Raw genomic sequence first — 12,620 nt, 5'->3', positions numbered from 1 at the left:
ATTTTTGAATTATTACATTCTCAATGTTTTACTTCTCCGAGACTGCAAACGGACTTTTGGTGCGAAGCTCGCGATCCTGGTCCATTACACAGTGTATACCTCGGTCTTTCATCGCCTGCGAATCATGAATGTGCTGCGATGAGAACTCGCCGTTGCGTTTTAAAAGCACCTTTACGAGCAAAAATGCCATGCATATAGCAATTATTAACGTGGTTATGAGTAGAGTCTCAATCATTTTTTATATCTTTGCGGCTGCAAAGTTAAGCATTTTATAGCGAAATCAATAAAAAAAAGCATTAATAATGAATAAAAACGATTTAAAACCTGCAGTTGTGTTCGCAGAATTTGCGAAGATTAACGAAATTCCGCGTCCATCTAAGCGCGAAGAGAAGATGATCGAGTATCTGAAATCATGGGGCGAGAGCCACAATCTGGATACAAAAGTCGACGAGACCGGTAATGTCATCATACGCAAGCCCGCCACCAAGGGTATGGAAAACTGCAAGACCGTTATCCTGCAGAGCCATATGGATATGGTGTGCGATAAGCTGGTAGATGTAGAGTTCGATTTCGATAAGGATGCCATCAAGACTTATGTAGATGGTGAGTGGCTCACAGCCGAGGGAACCACACTGGGTGCCGACGACGGTATCGGTTGTGCCATCGAGCTGGCCATCCTGGCAAGCGATGACATTGAGCATGGTCCTATCGAGTGCGTGTTCACTCGCGACGAGGAGACTGGCTTGAGCGGTGCCGAGGGCATGAAGGCTGGTTTCATGACTGGCGACTACCTTATCAACCTCGACTCTGAGGACGAGGGCGAAATCTTCGTATCATGCGCCGGTGGTCGCAACACTACTGCCAAGTTCACTTTCCAGCGCCAGCAGGCAGCCGAGGGGAGCTTCTTCATGAAAGCCCAGCTCAAGGGCTTGGTTGGTGGTCACTCAGGTGATGATATCAACAAGAAGCGCGCTAACGCCATCAAGATCCTCGCTCGTTTCCTGTATCAGGAGATGAACCGTTACGAGGGCATCCAGCTCGCTCAGTTCCACAGTGGTAAGCTGCACAACGCCATCCCACGCGATGGTCAGTTCGTGATTGCCGTACCTCACGATGTAAAGGAGAACGTAAAGGCCGACTGGAATGTATTTGCAGCCGAGGTTGAGGACGAGTTCCATGTTACCGACACCCAGATGGTTTGGAGCATGGAGAGCACCGATGCCGAGCCTGTTATCGACCCTGCTGTAGCCAAGAACTTTGTTTGGGCTGTTCAGGCTGTTGATAATGGCATCTACGCCATCTGTCAGGACGAGGAGCTCGGCGGTATGGTCGAGACCTCTTCAAACATCGCCAGCATCCACTCTTCCGAGAATGCCATCGAGATTCTGTCGAGCCAGCGCAGTAACGTCATGTCAAACCTCGACAATATGTGTGCCACCATCCGTGCCGCTTTCCAGTTGGCAGGTGCCGAGGCTACATCAGGCGACGGCTATCCCGCTTGGAAGATGAAGGCCAACTCTGAGTTGCAGAAGATTGTTCGCGAGAGCTACGTAAAACTGTTCGGTAAGGAGCCCGTGGTTCGTGGCATCCACGCTGGTTTGGAGTGCGGTTTGTTCTCAGAGCGCTATCCACAGTTGGATATGGTAAGCTTCGGTCCCACATTGCGCTATGTGCACACCCCCGACGAACGTCTGCTCATTCCAACCGTACAGATGGTATGGGATCATCTGCTTGATGTACTTAAAAACATTCCGCAGAAATGATGCATACGCGCGCGTACATTATAAATATAACCCTTTGCTTGGGTGGGCTGCTTTTCGCTTCGTGCGGAAAGCAGTACACCGCCGAGCAGACGGTGAAGGATTTTGTGGCTCAGAATATGCAGGATGGGGTAGAGACCTCGGGTGTTGATTTTGCCGATTTGGGCACCACACGTCACATTAACGACACACTTGTGGCAAAAATGCGAAATAATGGTGCACCCTTGTTCAAAAGCGGTATCCAGTATGCCAAAGCACCCGCTGGCGATCTGTTCTATCTGAGAATGAGATACTTATATCAGGGCGACACATTGCAGAATACCTTTTATCTCGACTCAACGCTTACCCAGGTGGTAGCTTTCAAATAACTTTTTCGAAAAAAAGTCGAATAAAAATTTGGAGGATTCAAAAAATAGTCGTACCTTTGCACCCGCAATCGAGGAGATGCCCCAAGGTTTGGTACTCTAAGGTCCTTTGGAAGGATGGGTGAGTGGCTGAAACCAGCAGTTTGCTAAACTGCCGTACGGGTTCCCGTACCGGGGGTTCGAATCCCCCTCCTTCCGCCTCAGGAAGTCTCCACGAGAGCGTGTCGATGTTGGTCGATTCATCTAATGGTTAGGATACAAGATTCTCAATCTTGGCATAGGGGTTCGATTCCCCTATCGACTACAACATCTTTGACATTCTGGTCGATAATTTGACATGCTGGTCGATTCATCTAATGGTTAGGATACAAGATTCTCAATCTTGGCATAGGGGTTCGATTCCCCTATCGACTACAAATCTAGAGCTTCCGTTTTTACGGGAGCTTTTTTCATTCCCTAAAACTAATGTTCGTATGATGTTTCCCGAAGTTCATAACAGTGCGCAACTTACTGAGCTGATTAGCAGCATTGGCTTTTTGCCCTTGCTCGATAGTGGTATTCGCGGTTTCTCGGCCGAGGAGATTGTGGCTGATGATTGTCGTTATGTCGTGTTCAGCGATGGCGGTTGGGATTGGCCGTTGTGGAAGTGGAAGGGCAGCATCATCACCGAGGGGCATCATGTGTATGGTAAGTTCTTTGCCGGCAAGGCAGGCTTTATCAGTCGTGAGTGGTGGTCCGAATTCTGTAACTACCGCCGTAGCAAGTGTCCTGCGCCCCATGAGGGCAGTATCGACGAGGCAATTCTCTTCACTTTAGAGCAGGAGGGCAGTCTGATTACCCGCGAGCTGCGCGCCCAGTGTGGTTTCACCGGTCCTAAGATGCGTAGTAAGTTCGATGGCTATGTCACCCGCCTGCAGATGGCCACCCGTATCGTTACCGAAGATTTTGTGTATCCTCACGACCGTCACGGTCGTGAGTACGGCTGGGGTTGGTCGCTTCTCACCACGCCCGAGCGCCTTTACGGTCGTGATGCTAACCAGAGTTCTCGTACTCCCGAAGAATCCTTTCAACGTATTTTCGCCCACATGCAAACCATCTGCCCCCAAGCCTCCGACAAACAACTCCTCAAGATACTGAAATAATAGTGTATTTGAAATTTCTAAACAAATGTGGAATAAATATAAGAACGACAAATGAAAGATTTTGCTGCAATAGATTTTGAGACTGCTAACAACGAGCGAACTAGTGTTTGCTCAGTAGGAGTTGTGATTGTGAGAGATGGCGAGATTGTGGATACCTTCTATTCATTGATACAGCCTGAGCCCAATTACTATAATTATTGGTGTAGCCAGGTGCATGGGCTTACTCGTCAGGATACCGAAGAGGCCCCGGTTTTCCCGGAAGTTTGGAAACAGATTGAGCCAATGATTGAGGGTTTGCCTCTGGTGGCACATAACAAAGCTTTCGATGAGAGTTGCTTAAAGGCTGTGTTCCGTTGTTATCAGATGGACTATCCAGATTATGAATTTCATTGTACATGTGTAGCCTCTCGTAAGGCATTCCCAAATGCCGCGAATCACCAGCTACATACGATTTCTAAGCTATGTGGTTATGAACTCGAGAACCACCATCATGCCCTCGCCGATGCCGAAGCATGTGCCTGGATAGCCAGAGAAATCCTATAAATTTACCGCTTTTAAATAAGATTCTTACAAGGTGTGCCCTCAAACGGCGCACCACGTTCTGAATGCCTTCAAGGAGGGCGAATTGGAGCGAGACAATAATGACGTGCTTTTTTTACACGTTAATGGCGTGAAGAAGCCTGTACCGTTTTATAGTCTCGATGTCATTATCTCCGTTGGTTATCGCGTTTATAGCAAACGTGGTACTGCTTTCCGTATCTGGGCTCGCAAGATTATAAAAGACTATTTGGTTAAAGGCTATGCCATCAACGATAGAATCCGTAAAGATCAGATTGTAGAACTGCGTCAGTTGGTGCAGGTGGCTGGTCGTGCTATCAGTAATCAGGGAGTACCAGAAACTGTAGAGAGTCAGGACCTGTTAAATGTCGTGGTTAACCTGATTAACCAGCAGAACGTATAAAAATACCCTCAGGCTTCGATTTGAAACCTGAGGGTGATAGGATAGAGCCTGCTGCAGTATGCGTGGCGGGCCGCGCAAGTGCAGGTCCTTGGCTATATTCTAAAGGCCCATGCCGCTCGGCTATGCCGCTTGGCTTGTCCAAGAACTTGTGGCGCTTCGGGGCTAAGCCCCGATGCACGATGTCGTTCCTAGCGCCGTTACTATTGCTGTTGCGATGCTTGCAATCATCTGCACGATGAACTTAAATGTTTCTTTCTTTGTCATAATGGTTAAGGTTTTAATCGTTATTTTTAATACGCTTGCCTAAGCAAGAATGGTTAATGTTCAATAGGTAGGGTGGGGCTTTCGCCCCAGCCCTTAGTCTCCGTACGACTCATCCTCGTCGCCACTGCCACCGCCACCGGTATTGCCTCCGGTATTACCGCCGCCACCAGTGTTTCCACCGGTATTGCCGCCCTGGTTGCTACCACCACCATTCTCGTTGTCTTCAACTGTACCTGGGTCGGTACTGGTCACGCGCTTAATCTCCTTGCCGTCGCGGTCGTAGCAGGTAATCTGGATAGCGGTGCTGGCTAGCTCGTCCTTCAGATCCACTGCGGGTGTGAAGATGATTCGGTGACTGGTTACCAGTCCGGCCTTCACCTCATCCACCTTGGCCACGCTCTTGGCGCGGATGCCGAATCGCATAGTTCCCAGACCGGGCAGCGCAACGCTGTGACCCTCAGTGGCCCAGGCCTTAATCACTTCGCCAGCCGCATCCCAGCAGGCCTGCATAATGCCTTTACTTACTCCGCTGCGAAGGGCAGCCTCCTTAATCACCTTTTCCTGCGAGAGCGAGGTGTGCAACTCCGGCATCATGATGTAGCGATAAGTGCCCTCATACTTGCCAATCTTCTGCAACTTTTCCTGTGCTTTAACTTTTAATGCCATAATTCTAGTTTAATTTTTGTGTTGTTGTTAAATTTTTTAATTGTTACATTTTTACATTTTGCTTGTCTCAACTCTGATGTTGGTTTTGCGCTCACGCGTGGCAGATTTTCTTAGTGCACGTGGGAGAATCTTTTTCCTCGCGCGGGAGCATCATCTCCATCTTTATTTCGACAATGCAAAGGTACGAAATTTTCGTCATATACCGAAATATCAACTGTTAATGAATTGTTAAAATAGAAAAGATGGTCAATAATGGAAACAGGAAACAGAAACAGTTTTTATTTTAAGCCATCCTATTAATTCATTCTGAAGATTATATTTTATATAATATATATATTATATAAAATATAAATACTAATATCATAAATTTAATGTTTTACACCCCCTGCGCTATTTTAAAACTGTTTCTGTTTCCTGTGTCACTTCGTGTCTTTTTTGTGCGAATTTCTCGAAAAATTTTGTCTATTACTTTTTTTTGTAGTATCTTTGCATCTGCAATACAAGAAAGGATAAGAATGAACATCAATATACTATGCGAACTAAATGACAGTCAGCGCGTTGCAGTGGAGTACTGCGACGGCGCAAGTCTGGTGATTGCTGGTGCAGGATCGGGTAAAACACGTGTGCTGACGTATAAGATTGCCTGGCTACTGGAACAGGGGATGAAGCCCTGGCAGATACTGGCGCTGACATTTACCAACAAGGCGGCACGCGAGATGAAGGACCGTATAGGACGGCTGGTAGGCGAGGAGCAGGCTCGCTACCTGCAGATGGGCACCTTCCACAGTGTGTTTGCACGCATACTGAGGGCCGAAGCGGATAAGATAGGTTACAACGCGAACTTTACGATTTACGACCAAACGGATGCACGATCGCTGGTAAAGACCATCATTAAAGAGATGGGACTAGATGACAAGGTGTACAAGCAATCGTCGGTGGCCGACCGTATATCGCTGGCCAAAAACCACTTACTGTTGCCGCAGGCGTACCAACAGAGTGCCTGGGCTGCGGATGATGCCACACAGAAGCGCCCGCAAGTGGCCAATATATATATAAGGTATGCGGAGCGTTGCCGACAGGCGAATGCGATGGACTTTGACGACCTGCTGGTGCAGACATGGGTGCTGTTTGAGAAGAACGAGGAGGTAAGACAGAAATACGTAGAGAAATTCGGGTTTGTGCTGGTGGATGAGTATCAGGACACGAACTACGCGCAGCAGCAGATTGTGTATCAGCTTACCAAGGAGCGACAGAAGGTGTGCGTGGTGGGCGATGATGCGCAGAGTATCTACAGCTTTCGTGGTGCCAATATTGATAACATCCTGAATTTCCAAAGCCAGTATAACAATGCCAAGCTGTTTAAGCTGGAGCAGAACTACCGATCGACACAGCTAATAGTACAGGCAGCAAACTCGCTGATACGACGCAACGAGCGACAGATACCGAAGAACGTGTTCTCGAAAAACGAGCATGGAGAAAAGCTGCAGCTGAAGCCTGCCTACAGCGACCGTGAGGAGGCACTGATAGTGACACAGGACATTAAGAAGCTGAAACGACAGGACAACTGCAACTGGAGCGACTTTGCCATACTGTACCGCACTAACTCGCAAAGCCGAAGCTTTGAGGAGCAGATGCGCAAGGACGGCATACCATACCGCATTTACGGCGGACTGAGCTTTTACCAGCGTAAGGAAATAAAGGATGTGATAGCCTACTTCCGCCTGATAGCGAACCCGGATGATGAGGAGGCCTTTAAGCGCATTATCAACTACCCGGCGCGCGGCATTGGCGACACCACGGTGGGCAAAATCATACAAACGGCGCAGGCTTACGGGGTAAGCTTGTGGCGGGTAATCAAGGACCCAGTGCTGTTCCCGATGGACGTGAGCAAGGGCACGATGACGAAGATACAGAACTTCCGCCAGCTGATAGAGGGCTGGATAGAGCGCCTGCAAACGGAGGATGCCTACACGCTGGGCCACGATATCATTATGAACTCGGGCATCAGCAAGGACATCTACAGCGGACGCAACCCTGAGGACATATCGCGACAGGAAAACCTGGAGGAGTTCTTAGGTGGTATGCAGGACTTTGTGGAGAGTCGACGCGAGGAGGATATGGGCGACGAGGTGTATCTGCCTGATTTCCTGCAGGAGGTGGCGCTGCTGACGGATCTGGACAGCGACGATGGCGACAGCAACGATAAGGTGGTGCTGATGACGGTACACGCTGCCAAGGGACTGGAATTCCCAACGGTGTTTGTGGTGGGACTGGAAGAAAACATCTTCCCAAGTCCGATGTGTACCAATTCGATGCGAGAACTGGAGGAGGAGCGACGACTGCTGTACGTGGCGATTACACGAGCCGAGAAGCACTGCATACTGACGTGTGCACAGAACCGATTCCGCTACGGACGTATGGAGTACGACACACCATCGCGCTTTATTCGTGATATCGACCCTGAACTGCTGCAGGTACACAGCGAAGCGGGTGGGGCAGGCAGCTTTGGTGCGCCCCAGCGTAAGGCTTACAACCGCTACGATGGCGGGGCTTACGGCACTGGTACCACAGGTGGTTACAGCCGTAGCAGCAGATATGAGAGCGAGGGCCCAGAGTGGATGCAGAACCCACGCCCGGTGGCCACGCAGTTTAAGGCCGACCCGAAGCCGAGAGCGGTGGCTCCACGACAGCCGGAAAAGCCCGTGAACCCGTTTGGTACCAACTTTAAGCGTGTGTATAACGCAGTGGCACCACGACCCATGGCGAGCGACCCGAGTGCGAGCGAACTGCGCGAGGGGGCACGTATAGAGCACATGCGCTTTGGTGTGGGTACGGTGGTACGTATAGAGGGTACGGGTGAGAACACCAAGGCAACGGTAGAATTTACCAATGCTGGTACCAAACAGCTACTGCTGAAATTTGCTAAGTTCAAGATTTTAGGATAAGGTTCCGCCAAGCGGAGACAAAAAATTAGAGCGACTCGTCATCGGGTCGCTCTATATTTCTGGGCTTAGCTTTCGGCAGATGCTTCTTCTTACGGATCCAAGCCGCCTTGCGGGCTTCGTAATCCTCGTGATGCTTCTCTAAAAATCCGTCGGCCATAACTGTTTACTGCTTAAATTTGGCATAGATTACCTTCACCTCGATAGGCGAGTTAGCGCCACCAACAAGCTTGGTGCTTGAGAGTCCGAGCTGGTTGTGAATATCCGAGATGGTAGTGGTGCTATAACCGTAGCTATCGTAGGATGTCTTGGTGGTGGTGGCAACAGGTACCAGTACCACCTTGTTCCAATCGGGGTGCTTGGCCTCCCAGGCTGCATCGCTCTTCAGGCCTTCGGCCTTCTGGCGTGCCATCTGTGTAATCAGGTTACCAATATTACTGAAGGTGTAAGCATTGGTGCTGAGTGTGGCCATAAATGATGTGGTGTAATCGTACATGGTCTTATTCTCGAAGAACGAGTACAGGCTATCCTTCTGCACCATCAGAATATTCTGTGGGGTGCCGATGGGATACTTGGTGTTCTGTACGCCGCTGTTCTCGCGCTCGAAAGTAACGCTTACCGACAGCAGTGAGTCGTTAGCATGAGCCAGCGAGATATCATCAACAGGCAGAGTTACCTCGGTAAAGATGCCAGCAGGCGATTTGAGGTAGGTGCAGCTGTTGTCGGCCACCAGACGGTTAAGCGCAGCCTTGTCGTTCTCGATATGTGAAGTCTGCAACACCTCGGGAGTTGACGACTGGTAGATAGTGGCTGTATAAGTAGAATCGCCGTCTTTATAGCGGAACTGTGTAACCAGGTCGATCTGCTGGATATTGGCCATTACGCCCAGACCATCTGAAACCTCGAAATTGAAGCCAGGAACCAATTTGTGGATAAAGGTATAGGCATTCTTGAACTTCTCGGGGTTAGAATAATACTGGCGCATGATATAGGTGCCAAAGTTATTATAGGTATTGCCGTCCTTATCGGTATAAGGATCGTTGAGCGAAATGCTTGCAAACTCGGCGTAACCAGATGTGCTGCGAAGACTATCGGAATAGTGCAGGTTTGAGAGTGCGAACGACGAATTCTTGTTAATGCCGTCCTTACGTACATAACCCTCGACTACGGGGTCGAAACTGCTGTAGTACGAACCATCCTCGACAGGCTTAGCCAGCTCGCGCACCTTTACCTTAAGAGGTGTGAGCGAGTCGCCGTAGCACTTGGTACGGTCGAATATAAGCCAGATCTCGCACGAGTCGGCAGCGATATCGCCATCGCTCTCGCCAAGAATAGTGCTCTTATCGGGCAGCGAAAAGCCTTCGAGCATATTAAACTGAGCCATAAACTCGTTCTTTACGTACGAGTTGGTCTCAGGATCCTTTACCTTTCCGAAATAGCAATCAAAGGTTTTTGAATACACCGAATCGGCCATGATGGAACGTGATGTAGCCTGGTACACACCAGTAGAGAACACCATCTTATCGCTCTCGTTGGTAATCGACGAGCCGATAGTTTCGGTATCCTCGCTACAAGATGCCATCGCCATTGCGGTGATTGCAATCGCTGTAAACAATCTTAGTTTCATGTATCGTTGTTTTGGACTTTATTTCTCTTACTTGGCCTCGTCGGCATACAGCGACTCATAGAATGCCTCGTAGGCATCGCCAAAGTCCTCCTGATAACCGAGCAGTGGCTTGTTCTTGGCTGCTGCATAATCGCTAAGCACCTTGCTTGCATCGGGCACAGCCTGGATAACACCATCGCTATAGTCGATGGCCAACTTGCCTAACTCGTCGAAGTCGAATGTATCCTTATAATCGGTAAGCAACTCGGGCTTGGCATCGCGGAACTCCATGAACTGCTTGAAGTCGGAACCGAAATCCTTTTCGATGCTCTTATTGTAAAGCGAGGTTACAACCTTGGTCTCGGCAAACGAGGGCTCGTCGCGATAGGCGGTCTTTACATAGAAAGGCACTACGCCTGCCATCCAACCCTGACAGTGGATGATATCGGGCACCCAGCGCAACTTCTTTACAGTTTCGAGTACACCACGTGCGAAGAAAATAGCACGTTCGCCATTGTCGTCGTACTCTACACCCTGTTCATCGCGCTCTATCAGGCGCTTACCAAAGTAATCGTCGTTATCGATGAAATACACCTGCACACGAGCAGACTGGATTGAGGCAACCTTGATGATAAGAGGGTGATCGGTGTCGTTAATGATAAGGTTCATACCCGAAAGTCGGATGACTTCGTGTAACTGACCACGACGCTCATTAATATTACCCCACTTTGGCATGAAGGTACGAATCTCGTGACTGCGTTCCTGCATAACCTTTGGAAGGTTCTTTCCCATGAGTGACAATGCATTGTCGGGGACGTAAGGAGTGATCTCCTGATTGATAAATAGTATCTTCTTTTTAGCCATCTTTGGATGATTTTACCATGCAAAGGTACTAATAATTTTGCACAAAATTGCCAATCTGTGCTCGTTTTTAGCAAAAATTAGGCACTTTATGCCCCTTTTTTTAGTTTCTTTGTCGCTTTTAATATAAATAAGGTGTAAAAACGCCCTTAAACGTACTTTTGGATGAGCGATACAAAACGCTCGCCATACTTGCCTTTTTTGTGCTCGCCAATGCCCTGGATGTTGCCAAACTGAGCCAGCGAGGTGGGCTTGATGGTGGCCAGCGAATGGAGCACCTTATCGCTGAAAACGATGTAAGGTGGGAAGCCCTCTTCTTCGGCACACTGTTTGCGCAGCTGACGAAGAGCCTCGAACAGTTTGGGATCCTCGATACCGGTGGTTGGCGGCAGACCGGGAATGGTGATGGTGGGTATCTCCAAACGCAGCTTGGGTTTCTTCTTGGGCGCCTCCTTGGCACTATGATCAACCACACACAGCTGGGCTGTTTTTCGACCGTAAAGTACATCGTCGCCAATGGCGGTTACCTTTACCTTGTTGCCATCGTTGTAGGCAATCTCGATAAAACCCATCTGCAGCATCTGCAACAGATAGTCCTGCCAGTCGGTCAGGCTCAGGTCGTGACCCACACCAAAGGTTTTCAGGCGGTCGAACCCCTGGCGCATCACAGCAGGCGAGCGCATACCTTTCAGTATCTCGATGATGGTTGAAATGCGAATATCCTCGTTGGCACGTTTGGCTGCGCTCAGGGCCATCTGCACGTATCGGGTACCATCAAAGCGCTGGGGTGGGTTGTCGCACACGTCGCAATTGCCGCAGTCGTGGTCGGTCTGCTCGCTAAAATAGTTCAGCAGTATGCGGCGGCGGCACACGTTCGACTCGGCATATTCCTGCATGCGTTTCAACTTATCCATATTCACATCCTGCTGACCGCTCTGACGGGCAAACTCAGTAAGCTGGATGATATCGGCCAGCGAGTAGAACAACACGGTATCGGCCGGGGCACCATCGCGACCGGCGCGGCCAATCTCCTGATAAAAACTCTCGATGCTCTTGGGCATGTTGTAATGAATCACCCAGCGCACGTTGCTCTTATCGATACCCATACCAAAGGCGATGGTGGCACAAACCACCAGCAGCTGATCGTTCTTGAACTGCTCTTGCGTCTGACTGCGGTCGAATGCCGACAAACCAGCGTGATAGGCAGCGGCATTGATGCCCTTTTTACGCAGGTCGGCGGCCACTTTTTCGGTGGTTTTACGACTCAGGCAGTAGATGATGCCCGCATCGTTGGGGCGCGCCTTGATAAAGTTGAGAATAAAGTGCATTTTCTCGGCCGATTTGTAGCCTCTTTTTACCGACAAGCTGAGGTTAGGACGATCGAAACTCGACACGAACTCGCGCGCGTTCCTTAATTTAAGTTGCGTAAGAATATCCTGTCGGGTAATCTTATCGGCGGTGGCCGTTAGTGCCATCATAGGCACGTTTGGAAACTTTTCGCGCAGCACACCCAACTGGGTATATTCGGGGCGGAAATCATGCCCCCACTGACTAATGCAGTGAGCCTCGTCGATAGCAAAGAGTGATATCTGCAGATGCTGCATGAAATAATCCATCTCGGCCAGCAGTTTCTCGGGCGAGATATACAGCAGTTTTATCTGTCCGGCTAAGCATTTGCGACGAATCACGGTATCCATCGTAGGATCGTTTCCACTGTTCAGAGCTTCGGCCTCGATACCATTCGAACGGAGCGTTTCAACCTGGTCCTTCATCAAACTGATGAGCGGTGAAACAACGATGGTGGTGCCAGGCAGCGCCAAAGCGGGAATCTGATAGCAAATACTTTTACCACCACCCGTGGGCATGAGCACCAAGGCATCGCGGCCAGCAATCACGTGGCGGATGATGTCTTCTTGGTTCTGACGGAAGGAAGAATAGCCGAAATATTGTCGTAAAATGCCAAAAATATCCATATTTTTTCAATTTTTCGGCAAAGGTAATACTTTTTTTGTAAATTTTCGGCGTTTGTCTTTGTTAAATGAAAAAAACTTTT

Annotated in this window: 13 protein-coding genes and 3 tRNA genes; 9 read left to right on the top strand and 7 right to left on the bottom strand. The window is 49.3% G+C overall.

Features of this window, described 5'->3' with window-relative positions; translation table 11 throughout:
* Window positions 1-28 precede the first annotated feature (28 nt).
* Window positions 29-235: a hypothetical protein gene (locus tag BLU97_RS06735; RefSeq protein ID WP_013064708.1), complete on the bottom strand. Its 207-nt coding sequence runs from the start codon at window positions 233-235 to the stop codon at window positions 29-31.
* Between the two features lie 67 nt (window positions 236-302).
* On the opposite strand from BLU97_RS06735, the gene BLU97_RS06730 reads away from it, so the two are divergent.
* The 8 genes from BLU97_RS06730 to rhuM all read left to right on the top strand — a co-directional run bounded on the left by BLU97_RS06730 (window position 303) and on the right by rhuM (window position 4,228).
* A complete protein-coding gene (locus tag BLU97_RS06730) occupies window positions 303-1,763 on the top strand; it encodes an aminoacyl-histidine dipeptidase (RefSeq protein WP_074760802.1) in 1,461 nt (486 codons plus the stop codon).
* Complete coding sequence (locus BLU97_RS06725; protein WP_074760801.1) at window positions 1,760-2,128, top strand: hypothetical protein; 369 nt, start codon at window positions 1,760-1,762, stop codon at window positions 2,126-2,128. Before BLU97_RS06730 ends, BLU97_RS06725 begins: the two co-directional genes overlap by 4 nt.
* A 108-nt stretch (window positions 2,129-2,236) precedes the next feature.
* Window positions 2,237-2,323, top strand: a tRNA-Ser gene (locus BLU97_RS06720).
* A 34-nt stretch (window positions 2,324-2,357) separates the two neighbouring features.
* A tRNA-Glu gene (locus BLU97_RS06715) sits at window positions 2,358-2,429 on the top strand.
* A gap of 38 nt (window positions 2,430-2,467) precedes the next feature.
* Window positions 2,468-2,539: transfer RNA gene (locus BLU97_RS06710), tRNA-Glu, on the top strand.
* A gap of 59 nt (window positions 2,540-2,598) precedes the next feature.
* Window positions 2,599-3,267: a hypothetical protein gene (locus tag BLU97_RS06705; protein WP_074760800.1), complete on the top strand. Its 669-nt coding sequence runs from the start codon at window positions 2,599-2,601 to the stop codon at window positions 3,265-3,267.
* Between the two features lie 51 nt (window positions 3,268-3,318).
* Window positions 3,319-3,810, top strand: a complete 492-nt coding sequence (locus tag BLU97_RS06700) for a 3'-5' exonuclease (RefSeq protein ID WP_074760799.1) — start codon at window positions 3,319-3,321, stop codon at window positions 3,808-3,810.
* 127 nt (window positions 3,811-3,937) lie between these two features.
* Complete coding sequence (gene rhuM, locus BLU97_RS06695) at window positions 3,938-4,228, top strand: RhuM family protein (RefSeq protein ID WP_074760798.1); 291 nt, start codon at window positions 3,938-3,940, stop codon at window positions 4,226-4,228.
* A 162-nt stretch (window positions 4,229-4,390) separates the two neighbouring features.
* Here rhuM and BLU97_RS16000 read toward each other — a convergent pair whose 3' ends face one another.
* Window positions 4,391-4,492, bottom strand: coding sequence for a smalltalk protein (locus tag BLU97_RS16000; RefSeq protein WP_175456321.1), 102 nt, complete (start codon window positions 4,490-4,492; stop codon window positions 4,391-4,393).
* Between the two features lie 93 nt (window positions 4,493-4,585).
* The gene (locus tag BLU97_RS06690; protein WP_074760797.1) at window positions 4,586-5,158 is read right to left on the bottom strand and encodes a DNA-binding protein; all 573 of its coding nucleotides are present in this window, start codon (window positions 5,156-5,158) and stop codon (window positions 4,586-4,588) included.
* A gap of 515 nt (window positions 5,159-5,673) precedes the next feature.
* On the opposite strand from BLU97_RS06690, the gene BLU97_RS06685 reads away from it, so the two are divergent.
* Window positions 5,674-8,103 (top strand): ATP-dependent helicase, encoded by a 2,430-nt coding sequence (locus BLU97_RS06685; protein WP_074760796.1) that lies wholly within the window; start codon window positions 5,674-5,676, stop codon window positions 8,101-8,103.
* A 25-nt stretch (window positions 8,104-8,128) separates the two neighbouring features.
* Here BLU97_RS06685 and BLU97_RS06680 read toward each other — a convergent pair whose 3' ends face one another.
* The 4 genes from BLU97_RS06680 to recQ form a co-directional block, all read right to left on the bottom strand.
* Entirely contained in the window at window positions 8,129-8,260 is a 132-nt protein-coding gene (locus BLU97_RS06680; RefSeq protein WP_074760795.1) for a dehydrogenase, read from the bottom strand.
* Window positions 8,261-8,266: 6 nt separating this feature from the next.
* Complete coding sequence (locus BLU97_RS06675) at window positions 8,267-9,727, bottom strand: DUF4270 domain-containing protein (RefSeq protein WP_074760794.1); 1,461 nt, start codon at window positions 9,725-9,727, stop codon at window positions 8,267-8,269.
* A gap of 27 nt (window positions 9,728-9,754) precedes the next feature.
* On the bottom strand, window positions 9,755-10,570 hold the full coding sequence (locus BLU97_RS06670) for a glycogen/starch synthase (RefSeq protein ID WP_074760793.1): 816 nt from the start codon (window positions 10,568-10,570) through the stop codon (window positions 9,755-9,757).
* A 146-nt stretch (window positions 10,571-10,716) separates the two neighbouring features.
* Entirely contained in the window at window positions 10,717-12,540 is a 1,824-nt protein-coding gene (gene recQ, locus BLU97_RS06665) for a DNA helicase RecQ (RefSeq protein ID WP_074760792.1), read from the bottom strand.
* Window positions 12,541-12,620: the final 80 nt, after the last annotated feature.

The sequence above is a fragment of the Xylanibacter ruminicola genome, assembly GCF_900107775.1.
Lineage (GTDB): Bacteria > Bacteroidota > Bacteroidia > Bacteroidales > Bacteroidaceae > Prevotella > Prevotella ruminicola_C.
The sequence above is the reverse complement of the archived record's forward strand: the minus strand, read 5'-3'. Positions and strand labels throughout refer to the sequence as shown.